The following is a 26190-nucleotide window of genomic DNA, read 5'->3' on the forward strand; positions in this document are numbered from 1 at the left end:
ACGTCGTCCGCGAAGATCCGCGACCTTTGCCGAGGGGCAACCATCTGGACGTTACTGGCCACCCTCCACCGACGTCCGACCGAAGGACCGGCCGAGACGGTGTACCTCCGCCTCCATCCGCTCGGCCAGCTCCGCGCCGCCGAACCGGTCGATCAGTCGGTCGGCGAACCCGCTGAGCACCACTGGACGCAGCGCCTGGACCAGGGCGATGGACCGGGGTACGTAGACCTTGCGTCGGCGACCTTCGATGCCGCGCAGCAGTGCCTCCGCGCACCGCTCGACACTGACCGTGGTGTTCAGCGGCCAGGGCAGCTTGCGCTGCGCGGTGTGGAACGAGGCGAGGTCGTCGCGGAAGTCGCGCACCAGGTCGGTGTCGATCCAGATCGGGTGGGCGGTGCCCACGGTCAGCCCTAACCGGCGGTTCTCCAGCCGCAGCACGTTGCCGAACTGTTCGACCCCGGCCTTCGACGCGCAGTACGCGGCCATCCCGGGCATGGCGGCGAAGGCCGCCGCCGACGAGACGATCAGGACGTGGCCCCGGGCGGCGCGCACGTGCGGCAACGCCGCGCTGACCGTGCGGACCACGCCGGTCAGGTTCACCTCGATGGTGCGGGCCAGGGCGTCGACCGGGCCGGTGGACACGGTGCCGATGTTGGCGATGCCGGCGTTGGCCACCACCACGTCGATGCCGCCGTAGCGCTGCACGGTCGAGGCGACGGCGTCGTCGAGGCCCGCCTGGTCGGTCACGTCGCACTCGTACCAGTGCCCGCCCACCTCGGCGGCGACCTGCCGCAACGGCACCGGTTCCAGGCCCACCAGGGCGACCCGGGCGCCCCGGGCGGCGGCCGCCCGGGCCAGTTGGGCGCCGATACCCCGCGCCGCTCCGGTGATCAGGATGGTCCGGTCGCGTAGATCTAACCGCATGCTGCGCTCCTGCTCCCGGTCGCCGCCAGCGACGACCCAGTGGTGGTCTGCCGAACGCTACCGGGCATCCGCCGGCCCTCCCACCCGGCGCCGCCGCGCCCGGCGGGCATACCCGCCAAGCCGCCCGCGCCAACCGTTCGTGGTGAGCGACGCGGAGATCGGGAAGGATCTACCCGAGGCCGCACCCGCAGCGAGGACCAGGACAAGGAGAACCGCATGGCTGACTTCGTCGGCGCCGTGGACCAGGGCACCACCAGCACCCGGTTCATGATCTTCGACCACGGTGGCAACGAGGTCGGCCGCCACCAGCTCGAACACCAGCAGATCCTGCCGCGCGCCGGCTGGGTCGAGCACAACCCGCTGGAGATCTGGGAACGCACCCAGACGGTCGTACGCACGGCGCTGAACACGCACAGCCTGGCCGCGGGTGACCTGGCGGCCCTCGGTGTCACCAACCAGCGGGAGACGACGGTGGTGTGGAACCGGCGCACCGGCCGGCCGTACTACAACGCCATCGTCTGGCAGGACACCCGGACCGACCGGATCGCCTCGGCGCTGGAGCGTGACGGGCGCGGCGAGATCATCCGGCGCAAGGCCGGCCTGCCGCCGGCGACCTACTTCTCGGGCGGCAAGATCCAGTGGATTCTGGAGCACGTCGACGGGGTGCGGGCGGCCGCCGAACGCGGTGAGGCGATCTTCGGCAACACCGACACCTGGTTGCTGTGGCACCTGACCGGTGGTACCGACGGCGGCATCCACGTCACCGACCCCACGAACGCCAGCCGGACCATGCTGATGAACCTGGAGACGCTGGACTGGGACGACGAGCTGCTGTCCATCTTCGGCGTCCCGCGCGCCATGCTGCCCCGGATCGTCCCGTCCTCCGACCCGGACGCCTACGGCGTCACCCTGCCCAACGGCCCGTTCGCCGGCCCCGTCCCGATCACCGGGGACCTGGGTGACCAGCAGGCGGCCACCGTCGGTCAGGTCTGCTTCGCCCCGGGCGAGGCGAAGAACACCTACGGCACGGGCAACTTCCTGCTGTTGAACACCGGACCGGAGATCGTCCGCTCCGAGGCCGGACTACTCACCACCGTGTGCTACCAGTTCGCCGGCCAGCCGCCGGTCTACGCGCTCGAAGGTTCCATCGCCGTCACCGGTTCGGCCGTGCAGTGGCTCCGCGACCAGTTGAAGATCATCAGCAGCGCGGCGCAGAGCGAGGACCTCGCCCGCCAGGTCGACGACAACGGTGGGGTCTACTTCGTACCGGCCTTCTCCGGTCTGTTCGCCCCGTACTGGCGATCCGACGCCCGGGGCGCGATCGTCGGCCTGTCCCGCTACAACACCGACGCGCACATCGCCCGGGCGACCCTGGAAGCCATCTGCTACCAGAGCCGCGACGTGGCCGAGGCCATGGCGCGGGACTCGGGCGTGTCGCTGGAGTGCCTCAAGGTCGACGGTGGGGTGACCGTCAACGACCTGTGCATGCAGTTGCAGGCGGACATCCTCGGCGTGCCGGTGAGTCGGCCCGTGGTCGCCGAGACCACCGCCCTCGGCGCGGCCTACGCTGCCGGACTGGCCGTCGGATTCTGGCGGGACACCGACGAACTGCGGGCGAACTGGAACGAGAGCCGGCGCTGGCAGCCGTCCTGGTCGCCCGAACAGCGGGCCACCGGCTACGCCGGCTGGCGCAAGGCGGTGCAACGCACGCTCGACTGGGTCGACGTCGGCTGACCGGCGCCGTACCCACCGGTCACGTTTCGTTGCGGTTAACGTCACTGCGTGTCTATGTTCCGGTGCCGGAATGCCCGGTCGGTCTGCCTTAGCATCCCGATGTCCGGCAGCCGCCGGAGGTGGCACAGGGAGGGCATCCATGCGGATCATGCGCGCGATCATGGCGGTCGTGGTCGTCCTGTCGGTCGGCGTACCAGCCGGCGCGGCACACGCGGCGTCACCGTTCACCGTGGTCAACGGTTCGATCCAACCGGCCACGGGCACGCCCCGGCCGTCGTCGGGCACCCACGCCACGCTGTGGCACAACGCCAGCTACGCGACGATCGCCGTGCCGGGCGCCGGGCGGCTGGTCGTCGGTGCGATCGGCGACCACTGCGACGGCTGGCCGACGCTACGGGTCAGGGTCGGCGGTGCGCTGGTCGGCGAGGTCACCGTGACCAGCGCCACCGACTACGGCGGCTATCCGGTCGGTGCCGAGCTGCCGGACGGTACCCACGACGTCCGGATCGAGCTGGTCAACGACCGGTACACCGGTGCGTGTGACCGCAACGCGCACCTGGCGTACGTGCGGACGCAGCCGCCCCCGGCGGTCGACCCGCGCTTCACCTTCGCCGTGGTGCCGGACACGCAGGAGGAGGTGCTGAACGCCCGCGACACCCGACTGCGTCAGCGCGTCGACTGGCTGGTCGCCCAGCGCACCACCCTCGACCTGCGCTTTGTCACGCACTCCGGCGACGTGGTCAACTACGACACCCCCGACCACGCGCAGTACGAACGGGCCCGCGCCGCGCTGCGTCCGCTGGAGACGGCCGGCCTGCCGTACACCCTCGCCGTCGGCAACCACGACACCCAGGCCGCCGGCCCGGACGGGGAACTGCGCACTCCCGCCGGGCGGTTGCTGCGCGACACGACGGTGTTTAACAGGTATTTCACCGCCGGGCGGTTCGGCGCGGTGGGTGGCCAGTTCGAGGCGGGCAAGGTGGACAACGCGTACGCCACCTACACCGCCGGTGGGGTGCGGTGGCTGGTGCTGAGCCTGGAACTGTGGCCGCGCCGGGCGGCCGTCGACTGGGCGAAGGCGGTCGTGGCGGCTCATCCCCGGCACAACGTCGTCATCGTCACCCATCACCACCTGGAGAGCGACGCCTCGATCGGTCAGTCGGCCGGCTACGGTTCGACCAGCCCGCAGTACGTCTTCGACAATCTCGTGCGGCGCTACCCGAACATCCGGTTCGTCTTCTCCGGGCACACCGGCACGGCGGCGTCCCGGGTGGACACCGGGGTGCACGGCAACCGGATCTACTCCTTCCTGCAGACGTTCCACTCCCGCAGTACCAACCCGGTGCGGCTGGTGGAGATCGACGCGACGGCCGACTCGCTGCGTACCTGGATCTACGCGCCGCACACCGACGAGCAGTTCCCGGCGCACGCGCGGACGTACGCCGGGATCGGCCTGGTCCGGTGACCTGCCGGCGGTGTCTCAAAACTATCTGGTAACTGTCTCGTTATCGTGGTCCGCGTCGAGGTGGCGGTAGACGGTGGCCCGCGAGACACCGAACTCGGCGGCGATCTCGTCGGCCGAGTGGGTGCCCGCCAGATGCATCCGACGGGCGGCGCGCACCTGTTCCGGGCTCATCGACTTCGGGCGTCCTGGCCGCCGCCGGCCCACCCGGCCCGGCCCGGCAGCGGTCGGCGCGTCGGTCACCGGCGCCGTCCGGTCGGTCGCTGCCGCCTCGGTGGGCGTCTCACCCAGTAGCCGGCAGGCGCCGTCGAGCATGTCTCCTCGCAGTACCGACGGGGAAACGTCGATCATGAACACCACCGGATCGCTGCACATGGCGATGGCCTGCACCGCCCGGACCCGATCCCGGCGTCCGGCGTCCGGTCCGGCGACGATCTCGTTGGCCCGCATGGCGATCTGCATCAGTCGGTGGTAGGTGCTGCCCCGGTCGACGAGCGCCAGGTCGTGGAAGAGCATGCCGAGTGGGCCGCGGTGCGCCAGCATGGTGTCCACCCAGCCCTCCAGCAGCGCCCATCTCGCCTGCCGACCGGGCAGCGCCCCGGCGGTGTCCAGCAGCGCCTCCAGATCACGGATCAGCGGCTCGGCGAGCGCGGTGAGCAGATGCGCCTTGCTGGGGAAGTGGTAGAGGATGGCGGCCTTCGTCAGCCGCAACCGTTCGGCGATCTGCCGCAGCGAGGTGCGTTGGTAGCCCTGCTCGGCGAAGAGGTCCGACGCGGTGCGCAGGATCCGGCTGCGGGTGCCGTCGGTCTCCTCCCAGGTCATGGCGTTCAGCGTAGTCGCTGCTGACCGCCGGACGGTGGAGTGCGCGGATCCCTTACCATCGGTCAGTGGCAGACACCGGCAACGACAGGAGGCGTCCATGTCCGTGATCGCCATCGAGAACCTCGTCAAGACCTTCGGCGGCGTACGCGCACTTGACGGGCTCGACCTGACGGTGGAACCGGGGGAGGTGCACGGGTTCCTCGGACCCAACGGCTCGGGTAAGTCCACCACCATCCGGATCCTGCTCGGCCTGCTGCGCCGGGACTCCGGGCAGGTACGCCTCCTGGGTGGGGACCCGTGGCGGGACGCGGTCGCGCTGCACCGGCGGCTGGCGTACGTGCCGGGTGACGTCAACCTCTGGCCCAACCTCTCCGGTGGGGAGGCGATCGACCTGTTCGGGGCGTTGCGCGGCGGGCTGGACCGGCGTCGCCGCGACGAACTGCTGCGCCGCTTCGACCTGGACCCGACGAAGAAGTGCCGCACCTACTCGAAGGGGAACCGGCAGAAGGTCGCCATCGTCGCCGCCTTCGCCAGCGACGTCGAGCTGTACGTGCTGGACGAGCCCACCTCCGGGCTGGACCCGCTGATGGAGGCGGTGTTCCAGGAGGAGGTCCGCCAGCTCACCCAGGCCGGCGCGAGCGTCCTGCTCTCCAGCCACGTGCTGGCCGAGGTCGAGGCGCTCTGCGACCAGGTCAGCATCATCCGGGAGGGCCGGATCGCCGAGTCCGGCACGCTGGCCGAGCTGCGCCACCTGGCCCGCACCACCGTCACCGTCGAGACCGGACGCCCGGTGACCGGCCTGACCGAGCTGCCCGGCGTGCACGAGGTCCGCCCCGTCGACGGTCGCGTCCGGCTGGAGGTCGAGCCCGAGCACCTCGACACGCTCCTGACCCACCTGGTCCGCTTCGAGGTCCGCGCGTTGACCAGCACACCGCCCACCCTGGAGGAACTGTTCCTGCGGCACTACGGCGAGACCATCGACGGCGACCGGCAGGCAGGCACCCGATGAGCGCCTTCACCGGCACCGGCCGACTCACCCGGCTCGCCCTGCGTCGGGACCGCATCCGCCTGGCCATCTGGACGCTCGGCAGCCCGCTGATCGGCTACGCCCTCGCCGAGAGCGTGGCAAGCATCTACCCCGACGAGCAGAACCGCATCGGGTACGCCGAGGTGGCCAACACCAGCGTCGTCGCCCGCGCCTTCAACGGCCCGGTCGCGAGCACCGACCTCGGTGCCGTGGTGGTCACCGAGACGTACCTCACCCTGGCCGTGCTCGCGGCGTTGCTGAGCACCTTCGCCGTGGTCCGGCACACCCGGCAGAACGAGGAGACCGGCCGCGCGGAACTGCTCGGTGCCGCCGCCGTGGGCCGGTACGCGCTGCTCACCGCGGCCCTGGTGGTCGTGGTCGGCGCCAACGTGCTGGCCGGGGCGCTGCTGGCGGTCGCCTTCGTCGGTGCCGGGCTGCCGGCCGCCGGCTCGGTCGCCGCCGCCGCAGCGATCGTCGGGGTCGGCCTCGCCTTCACCGGCGTGGCCGCCGTCACCGCCCAGCTCTCGGTGACCTCCCGGGGCGCCAACGCCCTCGCCTCGGCCACGGTCGGGGTGGCGTTCCTGCTGCGCGCCACCGGTGACGTGCTCGGTCAGCCCGCCGCCGACGGGGTGCGCCTGGACAGCGCCTGGCCCACCTGGTTGTCGCCGCTGGGCTGGGGCACCCAGACCCGTGCCTTCGACGACGAGCGGTGGTGGGTGCTCGCCCTGCCGGTCGCCCTGCTGGTCGCCGGGGTCGCCGGGGCGTACGCGCTCGCCGAACGGCGCGACCTCGGCGCCGGCCTGCTCGCCGCCCGCCGGGGACCGGCCCGAGCCACCGCCGGCCTGCTCAGCCCGGCCGGACTCACCTGGCGGCTGCACCGTGGCGCGTTGACCGGTTGGGCGGTCGCGGTGGCGGTGCTCGGCCTCGCCATGGGTCTGGCCGGCAACGAGGTCGACGACATGATCGCCGACAACCCGGCCGCCGCCGAGGCGATCGCCCAACTCGGCGGCGGGGCCGAGCTGGTCGACGCCTTCCTGGCCGCGATGCTCGGGCTGTTCGCCCTGACCATCGGGGCGTACGTGGTGCAGGCCCTGCTGCGGGTACGCGGTGACGAGTCCGACGGCATCCTCGAACCGCTGCTCGCCACCGCCGTCAGCCGCTACCGCTGGCTGGGCACGCAGGTGGCCGGTGCCGTGCTCGGTGCGCTGGCGCTGATGCTGCTGGCCGGTGCCACCACCGGCCTCGGGTACGGCCTGGCGGTCGGTGACCCGGTCGGTTGGACGGTCGACCTGACCGGCGCCGCGCTGCTGCGGCTGCCGGCGCTGCTGGTCGTCGCCGGGGTGGTGACCGCCCTGCTCGGTTCCGTGCCGCGCCTGTCGGTCGCGTCGAGCTGGGCGGTGCTCATCGTCTTCCTGCTGCTCGGCCAGTTGGGTGCCGCGCTGGACCTGCCGCAGGCGGCGCTGAACGTCTCGCCGTACACCCACGTGCCGTCGGTGCCCGCCGTCGACGTAACAGTCCTGCCCCTGGTGGTCCTCACCGCCGTAGCCGCCGCCCTGCTGACGCTCGGCCTCACCACGTTTCGCCGCCGCGACACCCCCACCTGAGCCGGCCTGAGCCGATCCGACTTGATCGCTTGCAGTCGAGTGACTCGACACGCCCCTGGCCCGGTCACTTGACTGCAAACGATCAGGATCTATAGCACACGCCGCACTGGAGTGCGGGGTTGTCCACAGCTCCGCGTGGTGTCCACAGGGGGCTGCGGGGTCGGAGTGGCCTGGGGCAGGCTCGATCGCCGTGGATGGCGTGCTCCGATCGCTCGTCGAGGCTGGTGGCGGTGGGGTGACCCGCGCTCGGGCCCTTGAGGTGGTACCGCCATGGACGTTGCGGCGGGCGTACCGCAGTGGCTGGCTGCGTCGCGTGCTGCCGGCGGTCTACGTAGACACCTCGTTGTTGGCCGCCTCGGACTCCGCCAGCCTGCTCGCGACGCTGACACCCGAGGTCGCCCGGCGGGCGGCGCTCGCGTACGCCGACGGCCGGGCGGCGTTGAGCGCGTTGACCGCGCTGGACGTGTACGGCCTTCGGCCGCAACCGGCTGGTGAGCCCGTGTACCTCGACGTGCCGGCTGGTATCGGGCTGCGGAGCAAGGAGAGGCTGGTGGTGCGGCACCGGACGGCATTCGCGGCGGAACCACCTCACGTCGTGGTGCGACGGAGCCTGCCTCTCGTCCGGCTGGATGCGGCGCTGGTGCACTCCTGGCCGTTGTTGTCCGAGGAAGGACGCATCGGGCCGATCGTTCGTGCGGTGAACGACCGGATGACCACTGGGTACCGGCTCCGCGACGCGCTCGCTCCGAAGCTGAAAGGGCGGGCGGCGCTGTCCGTACTCATCGACCGGCTCGAAGCCGGCTGCCGCAGCCCGCTGGAGATCTGGGGCCATGACCGGGTCTTCACCGGCCCGGGAATGCCCGAGCTGAGGCGGCAGGTGCGGGTCCGGGTGGGAAAGCGAACCATGTACCTGGACCTGTTCGCTGAGGAGGAGCGGGTCAACATCGAGCTGGACGGTGCCACCTCGCATGGCGATCCCCGTCAGCGCGAGATCGACCTGCGCCGCGACGCGTTACTCGCCACGGTCGGCATCCTGGTGGTCAGGTTCAGTCACCGCCGTCTCCACGGGAGCCCCACGAGGTGCGCCGGGAAACCTTGGCGATCCTCGCCGGCCGCCGTCGCTGGCCAACGACTGTCCGAGGTCACAGCACTTGAGACAGGAAGCGGCGCAGGCGTGGGTGTTCGGCGGACTCGAAGATCGCCGCCGGTTCGCCGGCCTCCAGCACCACCCCGGCGTCCATGAAGGCGACGGTGTCGGCGACCTGACGGGCGAAGCCCATCTCGTGGGTGACGACCACCATCGTCATGCCCTGCGACGCGAGGTCCGCCATCAGCGCCAGCACCCCCTTGACCAGTTCCGGGTCCAGCGCGGAGGTGGCCTCGTCGAAGAGCATCACCTGTGGTCGCATGGCCAGCGCCCGTGCGATGGCCACCCGCTGCTGCTGCCCGCCGGACAGGTGCACGGGCCGGGCGTCGGCCTTCGCGGCCAGGCCGACCCGGTCGAGTTCGGCCCGGGCCCGGGCCACCGCCTCGTCCTCGCCGAGCTTGCCGATGCGGCGCAGCGGCAGGGTGATGTTGCGCAGCACGCTCATGTGCGGGAAGAGGTTGAACTGCTGGAACACCATGCCGATCCGCTGCCGCAGGGCGTCCGGGTCGTCGCGCAGCACGCTGCGGCCGTCCAGCAGCACGTCGCCCCGGTCCGGTTCGAGCAACCGGTTGACGGTGCGCAGCAGGGTGGACTTTCCCGACCCGGACGGCCCGATCACGCAGGCGGTGCCGCCGCGCGCCACGTCCAGGTCCACCCCGCGCAGCACCCGATGGCTGCCGAAGGCCAGGTGCACGTCGCGCAGGCTGAGACTGACCGAGGTGTTCATCGTTGGTTGCCTCCGGCGGCGCCGGGCGGCGCCAGGTCCAGGTCATCGGGATCGTCAGTCGGGCCGGCCGCCGGCCGGCCGTGTCGCAGCCGCCGGTCGATCCAGTTGACGACGTGCGTCAGCGGCACGGTCAGCACGAGGTAGAACAGCCCGGCCAGCAGCAGCGCCGACTGGTTGCCGGTGTTCGCGGCGTAGTCCTGACCGATCCGGAACAGCTCGCGCTGGCTGGCCAGCAGGCCGAGGAAGTAGACCAGGCTGGAGTCCTTGATCAGGGCGATGAGCTGGTTCACCCAGGCCGGCAGGATCCGCCGTACGCCCTGCGGGATGATCACCCGCCGCATCGCCTCGCGCCAGGAGAAGCCCAGCGCGCGGGCCGCCTCCAACTGGGTGGCCTCCACCGACTGGATGCCCGAGCGGAAGATCTCCCCGAGGTACGCCGATGCGATCAGCGACAGCGCCAGGATGCCCAGCGGGTACGGATTCGGTCCCCACACCTGCATCCCCAGCGGGGCCAGCCCCACCCCGATCAGCAGGATCGTCGCTGCCGCCGGCAGTCCCCGGAAGATGTCGGTGTACACCCGAGCCGGCCACCGCAGCCAGCGGGTACGCGAGATGCCCGCCACCGCCAGCAGGATGCCCAGCGCCGAGCCGAGCAGGGCGGCGGCGACCGCCAGGATCAGCGTGTTGGGCAACCCGACGGTGATCATCTCGGGTAGCGCCTCGCGCATCGACTCCCAGTCGAAGAACGTCTCCCACAGGGTGCGCAACGGATCCACGGTCAACCTCCGCCCTGCTCGCTCGTGGCCCTACCGTCAGGAAGCGGCCGGCGCCGACACGTCACCGCTGCCCGGGGTGAAGTCGGCCGGGATCGGCCGGCCCGGGTAGTACTGCTCCTGCAGGCGGGTCCAGGTGCCGTCGGCGATCACCTCGTCGAGGGCCCGGTTCAGCGCCTCGCGCAGCGCGTCGTTGCCCTTGGCGAAGGCGTACGCGGTCGGTGCCGGACTGAGTTCCTTCGCCGCCACCGTGATCTTGCCGCCGCTGTCCGCGGCGGTCTTCTCGCCGATCTCGGCGGGAGCGATCCAGGCGTCCGCGGTGCCGGCCTTGAGCTGGTTGATCGCACCGTTGTAGTCGGGCACCCGGACCGGATCGAGCCGCTTGTTCGTGGCGTAGTCGTCCTGGACGGTGCCCTGCACGACCACCACCCGCTTACCGGGCAACTCGTCGAAGCTGCGCAGCGGCGATCCGGCGGGCACGTCGAGCCCGAAGTAACCGAAGTCGTACCCGTTGCCGAAGTCCACGGTCTTCTTGCGCGCCTCGGTGATGGTGATCGAGGAGCTGCCGACGTCGAACTTCCGGTTGCCGACCTGGGCGAGCAGGGCGGAGAAGTCGGTGCCGACGAATTCCACCTTCAGGCCCAGCTTGTCGGCGGCGGCGACCAACAGGTCGTTGTCGAAGCCGGTGAACGTGCCGTCCTTCAGGTACACGTTCGGCGGGGCGTCGGTGAGCGTGCCGGCCCGCAGCACGCCCGGCTGCGCCAGGTTGTACGGGTTGTCGGCCGCGCTGCTGGCGGAATCCGAGCCGCAGGCGGTGAGGGTGGCGGCGCCGAGGATCGCGGCGACACCGACGGCGGCGGCGCGGGTCAGGGCAGGAAGGAATCGCACAGTGTCTCCTGGTTGAGCTGCGGGGGCACGGACGTGCCGCACCGACGGTCCGCCGCCGGGCGGACCGCTGGAATGGGATCGATGGCAGAGGGGTCAGCCGACCCGTGGCGGATCGGTGACGGGGAGCGACGCGGTCAGCTACACGCGGCGCTGCACACCCGCATCATGTCGACGTGCCGACGCCGGGTCAGGCCCGGACGGGCCACAGGTCGATGGCGGTGCGACATGGTGCTCCTCAAGGTCGTGATGACCTGGGAACCCAGGCCACGCTTGCACCGGTGGTTGCACCGATGCCTGGTCCTCACCCGGGGCACCCCTGCGCGGACGAGGGTTGCCGGCCAGCAAGCCGGGGCTTCGCGCTGGCACTCATGACCTGCCGCCGACGCTATCAGCCCCCGCCCGCCCACCGTCCACCCGTTATGACCACCCTCACCCCCACCCCCCACCCCCCACCCCCCACCCCCCACGCCGAGCCGGGTTGACCATGAGGTTGGCGGCGAAGTTGATCTCCTCGACTGCCGCTAACCTCATGATCAACGCGAGCGGTGGGTGGGGGCAAGGGCGGGGGGTGGGGGTCGTTGGGGGTGTTGCCGGGGGAGTGGGTGATCCTCTACGGTCTGGTCAGCGGTGGGCGGTGCGGTCCGCATCCGATGACACCGCCGGTGGTCCGTCACGTGGGCTGGGAGGGTGGAACTCCCGGGTCCGACGCGCGTGACGGATGGGCCGGCGGGCGAACCCCGAACCGTGCGGTGGCGCGTCGAGGCGCCGGGCCGGCGGCGTCGGGAGCGCGGACATCCACCGGGAGCCACCCGTGTATCTCACCCCCCACGAGCAGGACCGTCTGCTCGTCCATGTGGCGGCCGATGTCGCCCGGCGTCGCCGCGAGCGCGGCCTGCGCCTCAACTATCCGGAAGCCGTCGCGGTGATCACCGCCTTCCTGCTCGAAGGGGCGCGCGACGGGCAGTCGGTGATCGACCTGATGGCCGCCGGACGCACCGTGCTCAGCCGGGACGACGTGCAGGACGGCATCCCCGAGTTGCTGAGGGAGGTGCAGGTGGAGGCGACGTTCCCGGACGGCACCAAGTTGGTGACGGTGCACCACCCGATTCCGTGATCCCCGGGGAGATCCTGCCGGCCGACGGACCGGTGGAGATCAACGCCGGGCGGCCGGTGACCACGCTGCTGGTGGTCAACACCGGTGACCGGCCGGTGCAGGTCGGTTCGCACTACCACTTCGCGGAGGCCAACCCGGCGCTGGACTTCGACCGGGACGTCGCCTGGGGGCAGCGGCTCGCGGTACCGGCCGGCACCTCGGTGCGGTTCGAGCCGGGGGTGAGCCGCCGCGTCGACCTGGTGCCGCTCGGTGGCGCGCGGATCGTGCCCGGTCTGCGCGGCGAGTGCGCCGGAGCACTCGACGAAGGACGGACGACATGAGCGCGCGGATCAGCAGGTCAGACCCGCCGCCCGGCGGCATGGAGCGAAGTGGAGTGCCGGCATGAGCAGCGTGGAAAGGGACCGCTACGTCGCCCTGTACGGCCCGAGCACCGGCGACCGGATCCGGCTGGCCGACACGAACCTGCTCATCGAGGTCGAGCAGGACCACTGTGCCGGTGGTGACGAGGCGGTCTTCGGTGGCGGCAAGGTGATCCGTGAGTCGATGGGCCAGTCGCGGGCCACCCGCGCCGAGGGGGCCCTGGACACCGTCATCACCGGTGCGGTCGTCCTCGACCACTGGGGGGTGGTGAAGGCCGACGTCGGGTTGCGCGACGGGCGGATCGTCGCGCTGGGCCGGGCCGGCAACCCGGACACCATGGACGGTGTCCACCCGGACCTGGTGATCGGCCCGGCCACCGAGGTGATCGCCGGCAACGGCCGGATCCTGACCGCCGGGGCGGTCGACACCCACGTGCACTTCATCTGCCCGCAACTGGTCGCCGAGGCCCTCGCCAGCGGAGTCACCACCCTGGTCGGCGGCGGCACCGGACCGGCCGAGGGCACCCGGGCCACCACCGTCACCCCGAACGCCTGGCACCTGGCCCGGATGCACGAGGCCCTCGACACCTTCCCGGTCAACGTGCTGCTGCTCGGCAAGGGCAACACCGTCTCGGAGGAGGCGCTGTGGGAGCAGCTGCGGGCCGGGGCCGCCGGGTTCAAGCTGCACGAGGACTGGGGCACCACCCCGGCGGCGATCGACGCCTGCCTGCGCGTCGCCGACGCCTCCGGCGTGCAGGTCTCCATCCACACCGACACCCTGAACGAGGCCGGGTTCGTCGCCGACACGCTGCGCGCCATCGGCGGCCGGGCGATCCACTCGTACCACACCGAGGGTGCCGGCGGCGGGCACGCGCCGGACATCATCACCGTCGCCGGTGAGCCGAACGTGCTGCCGTCGTCGACGAACCCGACCCGCCCGTACACCCGCAACACGCTGGCCGAGCACCTCGACATGCTGATGGTCTGCCACCATCTCAACCCGGCGGTGCCGGAGGACCTGGCGTTCGCCGAGAGCCGGATCCGGCCGTCCACGATGGCCGCCGAGGACCTGCTGCACGACCTCGGGGCGATCTCCATCATCGGCTCCGACTCGCAGGCGATGGGGCGGATCGGGGAGGTCGTGCTGCGGACCTGGCAGAGCGCGCACGTGATGAAGGCCCGGGTGGGCGCGCTGCCCGGCGACGGGGCCGCCGACAACCACCGGGCCCGCCGGTACGTCGCGAAGTACACCATCTGCGCGGCCATGGCCAACGGCCTCGACCACGAGATCGGGTCGGTGGAGCCGGGCAAGCTCGCCGACCTGGTGCTGTGGGAGCCGGCGTTCTTCGGCGTACGACCGCACCTGGTCATCAAGGGCGGAATGATCGCGTACGCGCAGATGGGTGACGCGAACGCCTCGATCCCCACCCCGCAGCCGATGCTGCCCCGGCCGATGTTCGGGGCGTACGGCGGCGCGGCCGCCGCGACCAGTCTGGCCTTCGTCGCCCCCGCCGCGATCGAGGCCGGGCTGCGGCTGGACGTGCGGCGTCGGGTGGTGCCGGTGGCCGACGTACGGTCGCGCGGCAAGGTCGACCTGCCGGAGAACAACGCGCTGCCACGCATCGAGGTCGACCCGGACACCTTCACGGTCCGGATCGACGGCGTGGTGGTGGAACCGGACCCGGTGGCCGAACTACCCATGGCCCAGCGGTACTTCCTGTTCTGATGGCCGCCACGACGATGCTGCTGCTCCTCGCCGACGGGCGGTTCCCGGCCGGTGCGCACGCGCATTCGGCCGGGCTGGAGGCGGCAGTCGCCGCCGGCCGGGTGGCCGACCTGGACACGCTGGGGGAGTACCTGCGGGGTCGACTGGCCACCGCAGGACTTGTCGCGGCGGCGTTCGCGGCGGCGGCCCGGGGTGCGGCCTGGTCGGCGGGCCGGGCCAACACGCTGGCCCGACTCGACGCCGAACTGGACGCCCGGACCGCCTCGCCCGCCCAGCGGTCGGTGTCCCGCCGGCAGGGGCGGGCGCTGCTGCGGGCCGGTCGCCGGATCTGGCCGGCGGTCACCTTCGACGACCTGCCCGCCGGGCCGGACGGGCCGCACCAGCCGCTGGTGCTGGGACTCGTCGGTGCCGCCGCCGGCCTCGACCCCGGGCAGGTGGCCACGGTCGCTGCCCACGCGACGGTGACCGGCGCGGCCAGTGCCGCCGTACGCCTGCTCGGCTTGGACCCGTACCAGGTGCAGGCCCTGCTGGTGCGGCTCGCCGGCGCCTGCGACGCCACCGCGGCGCGGGCGGCCCGCGCCGCCGAGGAACCACCGGAGCGGCTGCCCGCCGCCGCCGCTCCGCTCGCCGACATCCACGCCGAAGCTCACGTCACCTGGGAGGTGCGTCTCTTTGCGTCCTGAATTCGACCACGACGAGTCCGTTCCCCACACCCACCCCGAGCCGGGGGTGGACCCGCACGCCCCGCTACCGACCGCCGCGCGGGCGTTGCGGGTCGGCATCGGCGGGCCGGTCGGCTCCGGCAAGACCGCCCTGGTCGCGGCGCTGTGCCGGGCGTTCGCCGGTGAGCTGCGCCTCGGCGTGGTGACGAACGACATCTACACCACCGAGGACGCCGACTTCCTCAAGCGCGCCGGGGTGCTCGACCCGGCCCGGATCCGGGCGGTGGAGACGGGCTGCTGCCCGCACACCGCCATCCGCGACGACATCGGCGCCAACCTCGACGCCGTCGACGACCTGACCGACGCGCTGGGTCCGCTGGACCTGGTGCTTGTGGAGAGCGGCGGGGACAACCTGACCGCGACGTTCAGCCGGGGCCTGGTCGACCGGCAGATCTTCGTGGTGGACGTGGCCGGTGGGGACAAGGTGCCCCGCAAGGGCGGTCCCGGGGTGACCGCCGCCGACCTGCTGGTCATCAACAAGACGGACCTGGCGCCGATGGTCGGTGCCGACCTGTCCGTGATGGACCGGGACGCGCGGGCCCGCCGCGGCGACCTGCCTACGGTGTTCCAGTCCATCAGCGAGGATCCGCTGGCGACCCAGGTCGCCGGCTGGATCCGTCACGAGTTGGCCCACCATCGGGCCGCCCAGGCCATCCCGGCTGGGCAGGCCTGATGCGGGCCACCGCCCGGCTGGTGGCCCGGCGCGACCGGCACGGCCGCACCGTGCTGGCCGACCTGCGCGGGGAGAGCCCGCTGCTGCTGCGCCAGGTGCCGGCCCCGGGCGGTGGTGTCACGGTGTACGTCGTCGGCGGGGCGGCCGGTCCGCTGGCCGGCGACGACCTGCGGCTGGACGTCGAGGTCGGCCCCGGTGCGGTGGTCCGCGTGCACACGGTGGCCGCGTCCATCGCGTTGCCGGGGCGTCCCGGCGCGGTGTCCCGGATGCTGGTCCGGGCCACCATCGCCGAACGGGCGGCCCTGTACTGGCTGCCCGAGCAACTGGTCGCGGCGGCCGGTTGCGCGCACGTCGCCGACGCACGGGTGGACGTCGCCGACGGTGGCACCCTGCACTGGCGCGACGAGTTGGTCTGCGGGCGGCACGGTGAGCCACCCGGTGACGTCGAGATCAACACCTGGGTCGACCTGGCCGGCCGGCCGCTGCTGCGGCAGTCCCTGACGGTGGGGCCGAACGCTCCCGGCTGGGCCGGACCGGCGGTGCTCGCCGGCGCACCGGCCACCGGTTCGCTGTTGATCGTGGACCCGAACCGACCGGCGGAGCCGCCCGCGGTGTGCGGTACGCGGGCCCGGCTGCCGCTTGCCGGTGGTCCGGCGACCCTGTGGAGCGCCACCGCGCCGGACGCGCACACCCTGCGCGAGTACCTCGAACCGGATAACGCGTTGGATACCATCGCTGCGTCGGGCGGGGGCGAGGAGCGTGAGGTTGTCCGAGTTGGGTGAGGTCGTCGCCGAGCGGCGGATCGCGGGTTTCCGGCCTGAGGCCGTCACCCGGAACGCCTACCTCGCCGCTGCCGACGTCGCCGCCGCGCTGCTGCGTACGCCGAAGCTGGCCGAGCGTTGGACGGCGCCGAGCGCCCTGCCGTACTACTCGACCGGCGGGCTGGCCCGGCACCTCGCCAACCAGATCACCCGGACGGCGGAACTGCTCGACGCGCCGCCCGGGCACACCGCGATCGACGTCCTGGCCCACTTCACCGGGAGCGCCTGGGTCACCACCGGTGCTGACGAGGCGGACAACACCGACATCCGCGACCGGGGCGAACGGGCCGCCGCCGAGACCACCGCCGACCGCCTCGCCGCCGAGGTCGACGGGTGCCTGGCGAGGCTGCACCGCATGGTGCCGGCGCAGCCGCCGTACCGGATCGTCGACCTCGGTGACTGGGGACTGACCGTCGACGACTTCCTGCTGACCCGGCTGCTGGAGCTGGTGGTGCACACCGACGATCTGGCGGTCAGCCTCGACCTGCCGACGCCGGAGATGCCGACGGCCGCCACCGAGCTGACCACCGATCTGCTCACCCGGATCGCCGCCTGGCGGCACGGTCCCCTCGCGGTGGTGCGGGCGCTGTCCCGCCGGGAACGGGCCCCGGAGTCCATCAGCGCACTCTGACCAGTCAGGCCGGCTGTCCTTTGTGGCCATATGGCAGGGTGTGTCGGGTGCCGGTGCTCGTCGGCGTCAGTGGAAACCCTGGGGAGAGTCAATGACCATGCGGATCAGTCGTCGGGCAGCGATCGGGTTCGGTGCGGCAGCGGTGACAGTGGCGGCAACGCCGTCCGGCGCGGTGGCCGCTCCTGCGGACGGCACCGTAGCGGCCCCCGGCACGACCTCACCGCGCCAGGCTATCCGGCGGGCGTACCGGCAGCAGAAGACCCGGGCCGGCGGGGTGTGGCGCTCGCACGTCGCGATGGTGGACGAATCCGGCGCCCTGCGTACCGTGATCGCCGACGACGCCGACCGGGTCACGCACGGGTACAGCGTGCAGAAGCTCGCGGTCGCGGTGGCCGTCATGGACAAGATCGATCGCGGTGAGCTGCGGCTCGACCAGCGTCTCGACCTCACCGCCGACATCATCCTCGGCGGCAGCGGGATCTACTTCCTGCAGACGGTCTGGGGTGACGAGGTCACCGTGGCGAACTTCCTCACCGCGATGCTGCTGGTCTCCGACAACACCGCGGTGCGGATGTGCGGCCGGGTGGTGCCGGCACTGGAGATCAACGAGATCCTGGCGGCCAAGGGCTTCACCCACACCCGGGTCGAGCCGGTGGCCAACCCGAACCGGTTCTTCCTCGGTGTCACCACCCCGCGCGAGACCCATGACCTGCTGTGGCGGCTGGCCAACAAGACCCTGCTGTCGACCCGGTCGAGTGACTTCCTGCTCGGCATCCTGCGCTGGATCAACGGTTACCACGACGGGATCCGCCGCGACATGTCCTCGGCGGAGCGCAGCCGGGTCGCCACCAAGTACGGCGCCGACTTCGACTCCTCGGGTGCCGCCCGGCACGAGGTCGGGATCATGTTCGACGCGACCGGTGCGCCCACCCTCACGTACGCGTTCTTCGCCGACTCCCTCGGCGACCTGGACAACTACGGCGGCACCCACCCGGCCGTACGCGCCCACGCGGCCCTCGGTCGAACCATGTTCGACAGCATCGCCCGAACCACCAACCCCGCCCCCCGCGCCCGCCACTCCGTCCAGCGGTTCCGCCCGGTCAACGGCGGCTGATCGAGCCTAGCCATTGGGCTCGGTCGATCCCGTGCGTTTCCCGCCTGGTCACGATCGGTAGCGGACGACGCATAATGGAGTGATGCTGCTTCGTCGCTGGCGCAGACCGTTCCACAGTCCCAGGCGTGGCCAGTATGTGCTGGCCGACGCCCTTGCGGGCAACGCCCGCGCCCGGGCGCGAATCGACCGGTGGTGGGCGGCCGGCGGCGCCGATCGCGACCGGGTATGGCGTGGTGCGTGGTTTCTGCTGAGCGCCGCGTACTTCAGGTTCGGCAATCACGAACGGCCGGAGCAGGTCGCTCCGGCGCTGGAGTTCCTGCTCGAACCCGACCCCACATCCGGGTACCTTCCGCGGGTGCGGTTGACCGCCTGCCTTCCGCAGACCGCCGCCGACCCGCCGCAAGGCCTGTACGAGGGCGACCCGTACGTACGCCGACTGGTTCAGGCCGCGCTCGCATTTCCCGATCTCGAACTGCGCCGACGGCTGGCCGAGCTGATGTCGGTCACCGACCAGCCCGGGCTGCTGGACGCCCTGGAGATCGAGTTCCGATCGCGGGCGCGGCTGGACTCGACCTACGTCGGCGCGGCACCGCCCGGCCACGAAACCCTGTGCAACCTGTGGTACGGGGGTGAGCCGACCGCGTTGCTGCGGATCGTCTGCGCCAACCCCCATCTGCCCCGCCCGCCCGCCGATCCCGGAGACGTCAACCTGGTTCTGCTGCCGCTCGTCAAGGACCGGCTCGATCTGCTGCCGGCGTTCGACCAGGCCGCCCTGGCCCAGCGACTGCTGAAGTGTCTCGACACCTGGCTGCCGGACGAGGTCCACGATCGGTGTCGCCGTGCGTTGCGGGAGCTGTCTGCCCGAGATGGCGTCGCCGTGGTCTGTAAGCAGGCCATGCTGGGCGACACCGAGGCGACCGCAGCGGTCCGTGCCGCCGGGCACCGGCCGGCTCACCCCGCCTGGCTGCCCCTCTTCCTGCTCCTCACCCGGCAGTTCGCGGCCTACCGCGGGGCCGATCCGGAGGGGCGGGTGCTGCAACTGGCGTGCTTCGCCAGCGAGTGGGGGAGCGCGGACGAGGACGTCCGCGACGAGTTGCAGGTCGAGGAAGAGGCCATCATCGATCGGGTTCTGCACGTCCTGGACACGGATCTGCCGGACGACGTGGCCGCATCCGTGCGGGGGTCCCTGCGCGACCTTGGCCCCTCGGGCTCCTCTCTGGACGACGATTTTTGCCGCCGGGCGATGCGAAGGGCGCTCCTGACGCACGCGGTCACGCTGGTGCCCGAGGCGGTGGCGGCCGTGGTCGACGCGGGGTACCTGCCCGAGGATGACGACGAATCGGCGCTGCCGGTGCTCTTCCTCACCGAGCAGTTCGAGCGGTACGACGGTGAGGACCCCGACGGCACCCGGCTACGCGCCATCCTCGCCACGCAGTCCTACCACTACGAGCACGAGCACTTCCGGACCGTCGCACGACGCAACGGTCGCCCCGACCCGTGGCCTGCGCCGGCACCACGGACGTCGGAGTCCCGGTCGTCGACCCGGCACGCCACCACCTGGCCGAGCAGCTTCGGTCACTTCTGAGCCCGCTCGTGTGGCCGGTCGGTGTGGTGGTCTGGCCGCCGTGGCTGCCCGAACCATCGTCGTTTCCGCGGACGAGCGCGTTCAGGAGCCGACCGGGACGTGCCGACGCTTCGGATCGAGGTGCCGGATCAACTCGTCGAGGCGTGCCGCCAGGTCGCCGTCACCGGGTAGTTCGGCCAGTTCGTCGCGGATCCGTGCGGAGAGGCGCTCGTGCTCGCGACGTCCCCGGACGGTGAGGTAGGCGCGGATGCGGCGGCGGTCGATCGGATCGACGCGGCGGAAGACGAGGTTGCGGTCGACGAGTTGGTCGACCAGCTTGGTCAGCGTGCCGGGCGGCAGCGACGCCTCGGCGGCGACCTCGCTCATCGGGTGCCCGAGACCGTCGGCGAGCAGGCAGAGGACCCGCCACGCCTCGATGGTGAGCGACTCGGCGGCGAGCACCCCGCCCACCCGGCGCGAGAGCAGCCGCTCGGCGCGGGTGAGCAGGGGTAGCAGGTCGGCTGCGGAACCGGGAAGGTCTGACATGGCACTCCCGCCTCGCTGATGCGCTGTCATCGTACCGAGATGTCCCGCTGGCTGGGAGGGCTGGTCTTCCACCAGGGGCGGCGGCCACCATGTGTTCATGTCCGCGCCGGCACCAGGGTCCGGACGCCCGCAGGCAGGGGAGAGCATCGCCGCCGGGGCGTCCTGGCTGACCGTCGACCGGGGCGTGGTCAGCATCGCGTTGGTGTACCCGATGCGCGGGCCGGCGGGCATGTTCGGTCCGAGCTGTGAACTCTGCGCGCAGCTCGCGGTCGAGGAACTCAACCGGCGGGGCGGTGTGCTCGGCCGGGAGCTGCGGCTGGTGCCGGTCGACGGCGGGGCGCCGCCGGCCGAGGTGGCCGCGGAGGTCGAGGCGCTGGTGTCGGTGGGCGCGGTGCAGGGCGTCACCGGCTGGCACATCTCCTCGGTGCGCCAGGCGGTGGCGCCGCGCATCGCGCACCGGGTGCCGTACGTCTACACCGCCCTGTACGAGGGGGGCGAGCGTACCGAGGGTGTCTTCCTGACCAGCGAGACGCCCGACGCGCAGCTGTGGCCGGCGATGCGGGTGCTCGCGGGGGATCTCGGGGTGCGGCGCTGGTTCGTGGTCGGCAACGACTACGTCTGGCCACGTCGGACCGCCCGCGCGGCGCACCGGTACGCGCTACGCAGCGGCGGGCGGGTGGTCGGCCAGCAATTCCTGCCGCTGGAGACCCACGACTACACCGAGGTGCTGCGGCGCGTCGAACACAGCGACGCCGACGCGGTGCTCATGCTGCTCGTGGGCGCGGACGCGGTGCGGTTCAACCGGGCGTTCGCCCGGGCCGGCCTGGACCAGCGGTGCCGGCGCCTGAGCACCCTGATGGACGAGAACATGCTGCTGGCCAGCGGTGCCGCCAACACCAGGGGATTGTTCAGCGCGGCGGGCTTCTTCGCCGGCCTGGTGACGCAGGAGAATCTGGACTTCCACGGCAGCTTCGGTCGCCGCTTCGGGCTGGAGGCACCGCCGCTGGGCAGCCTGGGGGAGTCCTGCTACGAGGGCGTGATGTTGCTGGCCGCGCTCATCGCCAAGGCCGGCACGCTCGACGTACGGGCGGTGGAGGCGTCCGCCGGGGTGGTGACCTACGACGGACCGCGCGGTGAGTTGCGGCTACGTCGTCGGCACGTGCGCCAGCGCATCTACCTGGCCGAGGCCGACGGCCTGGACTTCACCGTCCTGACCGAACTGTGATCCCCGCCGGGCGTGACCGGACCGTGTCTTGACAGGTTCGTCGGCCGGCGGCCAAGATACTTCCTACGTGAAGCATCCGGCCGTCGCGTCGGATATCACCACCGTCCGGCGATGGACGGAAAAGTGCAGCCGAATGCGGCTGAAAATCGTGTGCCGGTGTCATTTCGCTGATTCTCCTCGGCGATGCGCCGGCATTTTTCATGCCCTCATCAGCGCAGTCGGGCCAGCGGAAACACTCTATTGAGGACCGGGAAACATCCGTGCAATGAAACGGATCGAAGCTTGCCCTGCCCGATATTCGAGTCGCCGCCCGGATCGGTGTCCACCCGCCGTACCGGGCAGCGCCCAATGTTCCGATGGACCGCACCGCAGTTAGACAGATCCGCACTTCGACTCGGGGCCGACGACCGTTCCCGGGCACTGACTGACGTCACTCGCGACGCAGGGAGATTTGATGACACTGATCCGGGGCCGCCGCATCCTGGCGGGTGCCATGACCCTGGTCGCCGCGGCCGCGCTGGCCGCGTGCGGCAGCAAGACCACCGACGGGAACACCTCGGCGGGAGTCGCCGCCGACGTCTCCGGGGACACCGTGAAGGTGGGCCTGCTCAACTCCCTCTCCGGCACGATGGCCATCAGCGAGGTCACCGTCCGCGATGCGATCATGTTGGCGATCGAGGAGATCAACGCCGCCGGGGGCGTACTCGACAAGAAGATCGAACCTGTCGGCGAGGACGGCGCCTCGGACTGGCCGACCTTCGCCGAGAAGGCCGAGAAGCTGATCCGCGAGGACCGTGTGGCGGCCGTCTTCGGCTGCTGGACCTCGGCCAGCCGCAAGGCGGTCAAGCCGGTGTTCGAGAAGAACAAGGCGCTGCTGTTCTACCCGGTGCAGTACGAGGGTCTGGAGCAGTCGCCGTACATCTTCTACACCGGGGCCACGACGAACCAGCAGATCGTTCCGGGCCTGGACTACCTCAAGGCCCAGGGCGCCACCTCGCTCTACCTGGTCGGCTCCGACTACGTCTTCCCGCGTACCGCAAACAAGATCATCAAGGCGTACGCCGAGGCCAACGGGATGAAGGTGCTGGGCGAGGACTACGCCCCGCTGGGCTCCACCGAGTTCGGCACCATCACGAACAAGGTGAAGTCCGCCGGCGCGGACGCGGTCTTCAACACCCTCAACGGTGACAGCAACGTGGCGTTCTTCAAGGAGTACAAGTCGGCCGGGCTGACCGCCGCCAGCATGCCGGTGGTGTCGGTGTCGATCGCCGAGGAGGAGGTCAAGAGCATCGGCACCCAGTACCTGGAGGGCCAGCTCACCGCCTGGAACTACTACCAGACCACGCCCGGGGCGGCGAACGAGAAGTTCGTCGCGGCGTACAAGGCCAAGTACGGGGCGGACAAGCCGACGAGTGACCCGATGGAGGCCGCGTACGTCTCGGTCTACCTGTGGAAGGCGATGGTCGAGAAGGCCGGCACCTTCGACGTGGAGAAGGTCCGGGAGGCCTCCGACGGCATCACCTTCGAGGCGCCCGAGGGACTGGTCACCGTGGACGGCGCCACCCAGCACATCGCCAAGACGGCGCGCGTCGGCAAGGTCGGTGCGGACGGGCTGATCACGGAGGTCTGGAACTCCGGCGAACCGATCACCCCCGATCCGTACCTCAAGAGCTACCCGTGGGCCGGCGGCCTGAGCTGACCCGGCGGGCCCGGGCGGCGCTCCCGCCCGGGCCCGCACCCACCAGCAGTTCGGAGTACGCACCGTGACAGTTCTCATCGGCCAACTCTTCACCGGCGTCAGCATCGGGGCGGTGCTGCTGCTCATCGTCCTCGGCCTGGCCCTGACCTTCGGCCAGATGGGCGTCATCAACATGGCCCACGGCGAGTTCATCATGGCCGGCGCCTACACCACCTACGTGCTGCAACAGGTCATCACCGCGGCCGGCTGGTCACTGCTGATCGCCCTGCCGGTCGCCTTCGTGGTGGCCGGCGCGATGGGCGTGCTGCTGGAGATGCTGCTGATCCGTCGCCTCTACGCCCGCCCGCTGGACACCCTGCTGGTCACCTGGGGGGTGTCGCTGATCCTGCAACAGCTCGCCCGGGACATCTTCGGCAGCCCCAACGTGCAGACCCGCGCGCCGGAGCTGCTCACCGGGAACATCGCGCTGCCCGGCGGCATCACGGTGGCCAACAACCGGTTGTTCATCCTGGCCCTGGCCGGCGGCGCGGTCGTCGCGTTGACCCTCGCCCTGCGGGTCACCCCGCTGGGGCGCCGGATCCGGGCCGTCGTGCAGAACCGGGACCTGGCCGCCGTGTCCGGCATCCCCACCGCCCGGGTCGACCGGATGACCTTCTTCATCGGCTCCGGCCTGGCCGGCATCGCCGGTGTGGCCCTCACCCTGCTCGGGCCGATCGGTCCCACCATGGGCACCAACCTGATCATCGACGCCTTCCTGGTCGTCGTGGTCGGCGGAATCGGCCAGCTCAAGGGCACCGTCATCGTCGCCTTCGCCCTGGGTGTGCTCCAGGCGACCGGCGAGTACCTCACCACCCTCAGCGTCGCCAAGGTGATGGTCTTCATCGCCATCGTCGCGTTTCTCCAGTGGCGACCCCAGGGCCTGTTCACCCTGCGCACCAGGAGTCTGGCATGACCACCGTCGCCCGAGATCCCGTCGCCGCCGCCGACCCGGCGCCGACCCCACCGACCAGACCGGCGGCCGGACCGTCGCGCCACCGGTACCGGGCCGCCGTCGGATTCGCCTTCGGCGCGGCCCTGCTCTTCGCCGTCGCGCCGCTGCTGCTGTCGGACTTCCGGCTCTCCCTGCTGGCGAAGTACCTCTGCGTGGCCATGGTCGCGGTCGGCATCGGACTGGCCTGGGGGCGCGGCGGCATGCTCACCCTCGGCCAGGGCGTCTTCTTCGGCCTCGGCGGATACGCGATGGCCATGCACCTCAAGCTCGCCGACGCGGGGCCGGGCAACATGCCCGACTTCATGATGCTCTACGGGCAGCTCGACGAGCTGCCGCTGTGGTGGCGGCCGTTCGCCAGCCCGTGGTTCGCCCTGCCCGCCACGGTGCTGCTGCCGATGGCGGTCGCCTTCGTACTCGGGTCGCTGGTGTTCCGCCGTCGGGTGCGCGGCGCCTATTTCGCCATCCTCAGCCAGGCCCTCGCCGCCGCCATGGTGATCCTGCTGATCGGCCAGCAGGGCACCACCGGCGGCACCAACGGGCTCACCGACATCCAGGGCTTCTTCGGCTACGACCTGGACGACCCGGTCAACCAGCGGATGGTCTACTTCATCATCGCCGGCACCCTGCTGGCGCTGCTGGCCCTGGCCCGGCACCTGATGCAGAGCCGTTACGGCGAGCTGCTGGTGGCGGTGCGCGACTCGGAGGAGCGGGTCCGCTTCCTCGGCTACGACCCGGCGACCGTCAAGCTGGTCGCGTACGTGGTCGCCGCCGGCATGGCCGGGCTGGCCGGCGCGCTGTTCGTGCCGGCGGTGGGCATCATCTCGCCGGCCCTGATCGGGATCGTGCCGTCCATCGAGTTCGTCATCGGCGTCGCCATCGGCGGGCGCGCCACGCTGCTCGGCCCGGTCCTCGGGGCGGTCGCGGTGGCGTGGGCGCGTACCGCCCTGTCGGAGCGCTTCCCGGGTACCTGGACGTACCTTCAGGGCCTGCTGTTCGTGGTGGTGGTGGCGTTCCTGCCCGGCGGCCTGGCCTCGCTGATCGGTCTGGCCCGCCGCCGCGACGACGGCGAACCCCGCCCGAGCCGATTCGCCCGATTCCGAGCACGGCGGCGGGAGGGGGCGGCATGACCGGGCAGCTGCACGGGCTCTACGTGCGTGACCTGCGGGTCAGCTTCGACGGGTTCACCGCCGTCGACGGGGTCTCCCTCGACGTCGCCCCCGGCGACATCCGGTTCCTGATCGGGCCCAACGGCGCCGGCAAGACCACCCTGGTGGACGCGGTCACCGGCTTGGTCCGGGCCACCGGATCGGTGCGCTTCGGCGACCGGGAGCTGCTCGGCCGGCCGGTGCACCGGATCAGCCGGCTCGGCGTCGGCCGCACCTTCCAGACGTCGACGGTGTTCGAGGAGCTGACCGTGTTGCAGAACCTCGACATCGCCGCCGGGGCCCGGCGCAACTGGGCGACGTTGCTGCGCCGCCGCCACGGCGTGCCCGACGAGGTGGCCGAGGCCCTCGACGTGATCGGCCTGGCGAGCCGCGCCGACCAGCTCGCCGGCACCCTCGCCCACGGGCAGAAGCAGTGGCTGGAGATCGGCATGCTGCTGGTGCAGGACACCCGGCTGCTGCTGCTCGACGAGCCGGTCGCCGGCATGAGCCACGAGGAACGCGACGCCACCGGGCAACTGCTGGAGAAGGTGAGCAAGCACCGCACGGTGGTGGTGATCGAGCACGACATGGACTTCCTGCGCCGCTTCGCGCGTACCGTCACCGTGCTGCACGCGGGTCGGGTGCTCAGCGAGGGCACCGTCGCCGAGGTGCAGGCCGACCCACGCGTGCAGGAGGTCTACCTCGGTCACCCGGTCGACGCCGGGTCGACCCCGACGCGGACGGAGGCATGA

The 26190-nt window shown here is 71.5% G+C and carries 25 protein-coding genes and 1 riboswitch; of the genes, 19 read left to right on the forward strand and 6 right to left on the reverse strand.

Features of this window, described 5'->3' with window-relative positions:
- Nucleotides 1-51: 51 nt before the first annotated feature.
- The gene (locus tag O7605_RS25495; RefSeq protein ID WP_269741506.1) at nt 52-924 is read right to left on the reverse strand and encodes an SDR family oxidoreductase; all 873 of its coding nucleotides are present in this window, start codon (nt 922-924) and stop codon (nt 52-54) included.
- Nucleotides 925-1140: 216 nt separating this feature from the next.
- Here O7605_RS25495 and glpK point away from each other — a divergent pair, with 216 nt between their 5' ends.
- Together glpK and O7605_RS25505 are read left to right on the forward strand one after the other, a co-directional pair.
- Nucleotides 1141-2658 (forward strand): glycerol kinase GlpK, encoded by a 1518-nt coding sequence (gene glpK, locus O7605_RS25500; protein ID WP_269741507.1) that lies wholly within the window; start codon nt 1141-1143, stop codon nt 2656-2658.
- 139 nt (nt 2659-2797) lie between these two features.
- Nucleotides 2798-4123 carry a carbohydrate-binding domain-containing protein gene (locus O7605_RS25505; protein WP_269741508.1) on the forward strand — a complete coding sequence of 442 codons (1326 nt, stop codon included), beginning with the start codon at nt 2798-2800 and terminating at the stop codon, nt 4121-4123.
- Between the two features lie 21 nt (nt 4124-4144).
- On the opposite strand, the gene O7605_RS25510 is transcribed toward O7605_RS25505, so the two are convergent.
- Nucleotides 4145-4942 carry a TetR family transcriptional regulator gene (locus tag O7605_RS25510; RefSeq protein WP_269741509.1) on the reverse strand — a complete coding sequence of 266 codons (798 nt, stop codon included), beginning with the start codon at nt 4940-4942 and terminating at the stop codon, nt 4145-4147.
- A 97-nt stretch (nt 4943-5039) separates the two neighbouring features.
- On the opposite strand from O7605_RS25510, the gene O7605_RS25515 reads away from it, so the two are divergent.
- From O7605_RS25515 to O7605_RS25525, 3 genes are all read left to right on the forward strand, one after another.
- A complete protein-coding gene (locus tag O7605_RS25515; RefSeq protein WP_269741510.1) occupies nt 5040-5951 on the forward strand; it encodes an ABC transporter ATP-binding protein in 912 nt (303 codons plus the stop codon).
- Complete coding sequence (locus tag O7605_RS25520) at nt 5948-7573, forward strand: ABC transporter permease (RefSeq protein ID WP_269741511.1); 1626 nt, start codon at nt 5948-5950, stop codon at nt 7571-7573. Before O7605_RS25515 ends, O7605_RS25520 begins: the two co-directional genes overlap by 4 nt.
- 190 nt (nt 7574-7763) lie before the next feature.
- Complete coding sequence (locus tag O7605_RS25525; protein WP_269741512.1) at nt 7764-8816, forward strand: DUF559 domain-containing protein; 1053 nt, start codon at nt 7764-7766, stop codon at nt 8814-8816.
- Here the strand turns inward: O7605_RS25525 and O7605_RS25530 are convergent.
- From O7605_RS25530 to O7605_RS25540, 3 genes are read right to left on the reverse strand one after another with little or no spacing between them, the layout of a single operon-like run.
- Nucleotides 8716-9447: an amino acid ABC transporter ATP-binding protein gene (locus tag O7605_RS25530; protein WP_269741513.1), complete on the reverse strand. Its 732-nt coding sequence runs from the start codon at nt 9445-9447 to the stop codon at nt 8716-8718. The two genes, O7605_RS25525 and O7605_RS25530, sit on opposite strands and share 101 nt — an antisense overlap.
- The gene (locus O7605_RS25535) at nt 9444-10223 is read right to left on the reverse strand and encodes an amino acid ABC transporter permease (RefSeq protein WP_269741514.1); all 780 of its coding nucleotides are present in this window, start codon (nt 10221-10223) and stop codon (nt 9444-9446) included. The genes O7605_RS25530 and O7605_RS25535 overlap by 4 nt, the downstream gene beginning before the upstream one ends.
- A 36-nt stretch (nt 10224-10259) precedes the next feature.
- Nucleotides 10260-11108, reverse strand: coding sequence for an ABC transporter substrate-binding protein (locus tag O7605_RS25540; RefSeq protein ID WP_269741515.1), 849 nt, complete (start codon nt 11106-11108; stop codon nt 10260-10262).
- A 261-nt stretch (nt 11109-11369) separates the two neighbouring features.
- A riboswitch (SAM riboswitch) is annotated at nt 11370-11482 on the reverse strand.
- A gap of 437 nt (nt 11483-11919) precedes the next feature.
- Here O7605_RS25540 and O7605_RS25545 point away from each other — a divergent pair.
- The 9 genes from O7605_RS25545 to O7605_RS25585 all read left to right on the forward strand — a co-directional run bounded on the left by O7605_RS25545 (nt 11920) and on the right by O7605_RS25585 (nt 19853).
- On the forward strand, nt 11920-12222 hold the full coding sequence (locus tag O7605_RS25545) for an urease subunit gamma (RefSeq protein WP_269741516.1): 303 nt from the start codon (nt 11920-11922) through the stop codon (nt 12220-12222).
- The gene (locus O7605_RS25550) at nt 12219-12542 is read left to right on the forward strand and encodes an urease subunit beta (RefSeq protein ID WP_332317149.1); all 324 of its coding nucleotides are present in this window, start codon (nt 12219-12221) and stop codon (nt 12540-12542) included. Before O7605_RS25545 ends, O7605_RS25550 begins: the two co-directional genes overlap by 4 nt.
- 61 nt (nt 12543-12603) lie before the next feature.
- On the forward strand, nt 12604-14307 hold the full coding sequence (locus O7605_RS25555; protein WP_269741517.1) for an urease subunit alpha: 1704 nt from the start codon (nt 12604-12606) through the stop codon (nt 14305-14307).
- Nucleotides 14307-14990 carry an urease accessory protein UreF gene (locus tag O7605_RS25560; protein ID WP_269741518.1) on the forward strand — a complete coding sequence of 228 codons (684 nt, stop codon included), beginning with the start codon at nt 14307-14309 and terminating at the stop codon, nt 14988-14990. The genes O7605_RS25555 and O7605_RS25560 overlap by 1 nt, the downstream gene beginning before the upstream one ends.
- Nucleotides 14980-15702, forward strand: a complete 723-nt coding sequence (gene ureG, locus O7605_RS25565) for an urease accessory protein UreG (RefSeq protein WP_332317150.1) — start codon at nt 14980-14982, stop codon at nt 15700-15702. The genes O7605_RS25560 and ureG overlap by 11 nt, the downstream gene beginning before the upstream one ends.
- The gene (locus tag O7605_RS25570; RefSeq protein WP_269741519.1) at nt 15702-16484 is read left to right on the forward strand and encodes an urease accessory protein UreD; all 783 of its coding nucleotides are present in this window, start codon (nt 15702-15704) and stop codon (nt 16482-16484) included. Before ureG ends, O7605_RS25570 begins: the two co-directional genes overlap by 1 nt.
- Nucleotides 16468-17154, forward strand: coding sequence for a maleylpyruvate isomerase N-terminal domain-containing protein (locus O7605_RS25575; RefSeq protein WP_269741520.1), 687 nt, complete (start codon nt 16468-16470; stop codon nt 17152-17154). The genes O7605_RS25570 and O7605_RS25575 overlap by 17 nt, the downstream gene beginning before the upstream one ends.
- Before the next feature lie 91 nt (nt 17155-17245).
- Nucleotides 17246-18268 carry a serine hydrolase gene (locus tag O7605_RS25580; RefSeq protein ID WP_269741521.1) on the forward strand — a complete coding sequence of 341 codons (1023 nt, stop codon included), beginning with the start codon at nt 17246-17248 and terminating at the stop codon, nt 18266-18268.
- 82 nt (nt 18269-18350) lie between these two features.
- The gene (locus tag O7605_RS25585; RefSeq protein ID WP_269741522.1) at nt 18351-19853 is read left to right on the forward strand and encodes a hypothetical protein; all 1503 of its coding nucleotides are present in this window, start codon (nt 18351-18353) and stop codon (nt 19851-19853) included.
- An 81-nt stretch (nt 19854-19934) separates the two neighbouring features.
- Here O7605_RS25585 and O7605_RS25590 read toward each other — a convergent pair whose 3' ends face one another.
- Nucleotides 19935-20378: a MarR family winged helix-turn-helix transcriptional regulator gene (locus O7605_RS25590; RefSeq protein WP_269741523.1), complete on the reverse strand. Its 444-nt coding sequence runs from the start codon at nt 20376-20378 to the stop codon at nt 19935-19937.
- A 97-nt stretch (nt 20379-20475) separates the two neighbouring features.
- Here O7605_RS25590 and O7605_RS25595 point away from each other — a divergent pair, with 97 nt between their 5' ends.
- From O7605_RS25595 to urtD, 5 genes are all read left to right on the forward strand, one after another.
- Entirely contained in the window at nt 20476-21603 is a 1128-nt protein-coding gene (locus O7605_RS25595; protein ID WP_269741524.1) for a substrate-binding domain-containing protein, read from the forward strand.
- Between the two features lie 454 nt (nt 21604-22057).
- The gene (urtA, locus tag O7605_RS25600) at nt 22058-23302 is read left to right on the forward strand and encodes an urea ABC transporter substrate-binding protein (protein ID WP_269741525.1); all 1245 of its coding nucleotides are present in this window, start codon (nt 22058-22060) and stop codon (nt 23300-23302) included.
- Nucleotides 23303-23366: 64 nt separating this feature from the next.
- On the forward strand, nt 23367-24254 hold the full coding sequence (urtB, locus tag O7605_RS25605) for an urea ABC transporter permease subunit UrtB (protein ID WP_269741526.1): 888 nt from the start codon (nt 23367-23369) through the stop codon (nt 24252-24254).
- Nucleotides 24251-25420 (forward strand): urea ABC transporter permease subunit UrtC, encoded by a 1170-nt coding sequence (urtC, locus tag O7605_RS25610; protein WP_269741527.1) that lies wholly within the window; start codon nt 24251-24253, stop codon nt 25418-25420. The genes urtB and urtC overlap by 4 nt, the downstream gene beginning before the upstream one ends.
- The gene (gene urtD, locus O7605_RS25615) at nt 25417-26190 is read left to right on the forward strand and encodes an urea ABC transporter ATP-binding protein UrtD (protein WP_269741528.1); all 774 of its coding nucleotides are present in this window, start codon (nt 25417-25419) and stop codon (nt 26188-26190) included. Before urtC ends, urtD begins: the two co-directional genes overlap by 4 nt.

Source organism: Verrucosispora sp. WMMA2121 (assembly GCF_027460185.1).
Taxonomy (GTDB): Bacteria; Actinomycetota; Actinomycetes; order Mycobacteriales; family Micromonosporaceae; genus Micromonospora; species Micromonospora palythoicola.

Excerpts from the sequence above, each read along its gene's own strand:
- O7605_RS25495 (WP_269741506.1), bottom strand. The coding sequence starts at position 924 with ATGCGGTTAGATCTACGCGACCGGACCATCCTGATCACCGGAGCGGCG.
- glpK (WP_269741507.1), top strand. The coding sequence starts at position 1,141 with ATGGCTGACTTCGTCGGCGCCGTGGACCAGGGCACCACCAGCACCCGG.
- O7605_RS25505 (WP_269741508.1), top strand. The coding sequence starts at position 2,798 with ATGCGGATCATGCGCGCGATCATGGCGGTCGTGGTCGTCCTGTCGGTC.
- O7605_RS25510 (WP_269741509.1), bottom strand. The coding sequence starts at position 4,942 with ATGACCTGGGAGGAGACCGACGGCACCCGCAGCCGGATCCTGCGCACC.
- O7605_RS25515 (WP_269741510.1), top strand. The coding sequence starts at position 5,040 with ATGTCCGTGATCGCCATCGAGAACCTCGTCAAGACCTTCGGCGGCGTA.
- O7605_RS25520 (WP_269741511.1), top strand. The coding sequence starts at position 5,948 with ATGAGCGCCTTCACCGGCACCGGCCGACTCACCCGGCTCGCCCTGCGT.
- O7605_RS25530 (WP_269741513.1), bottom strand. The coding sequence starts at position 9,447 with ATGAACACCTCGGTCAGTCTCAGCCTGCGCGACGTGCACCTGGCCTTC.
- O7605_RS25555 (WP_269741517.1), top strand. The coding sequence starts at position 12,604 with ATGAGCAGCGTGGAAAGGGACCGCTACGTCGCCCTGTACGGCCCGAGC.
- O7605_RS25560 (WP_269741518.1), top strand. The coding sequence starts at position 14,307 with ATGGCCGCCACGACGATGCTGCTGCTCCTCGCCGACGGGCGGTTCCCG.
- O7605_RS25570 (WP_269741519.1), top strand. The coding sequence starts at position 15,702 with ATGCGGGCCACCGCCCGGCTGGTGGCCCGGCGCGACCGGCACGGCCGC.
- O7605_RS25580 (WP_269741521.1), top strand. The coding sequence starts at position 17,246 with ATGACCATGCGGATCAGTCGTCGGGCAGCGATCGGGTTCGGTGCGGCA.
- O7605_RS25585 (WP_269741522.1), top strand. The coding sequence starts at position 18,351 with ATGCTGCTTCGTCGCTGGCGCAGACCGTTCCACAGTCCCAGGCGTGGC.
- O7605_RS25590 (WP_269741523.1), bottom strand. The coding sequence starts at position 20,378 with ATGTCAGACCTTCCCGGTTCCGCAGCCGACCTGCTACCCCTGCTCACC.
- O7605_RS25595 (WP_269741524.1), top strand. The coding sequence starts at position 20,476 with ATGTCCGCGCCGGCACCAGGGTCCGGACGCCCGCAGGCAGGGGAGAGC.
- urtA (WP_269741525.1), top strand. The coding sequence starts at position 22,058 with ATGACACTGATCCGGGGCCGCCGCATCCTGGCGGGTGCCATGACCCTG.
- urtC (WP_269741527.1), top strand. The coding sequence starts at position 24,251 with ATGACCACCGTCGCCCGAGATCCCGTCGCCGCCGCCGACCCGGCGCCG.
- urtD (WP_269741528.1), top strand. The coding sequence starts at position 25,417 with ATGACCGGGCAGCTGCACGGGCTCTACGTGCGTGACCTGCGGGTCAGC.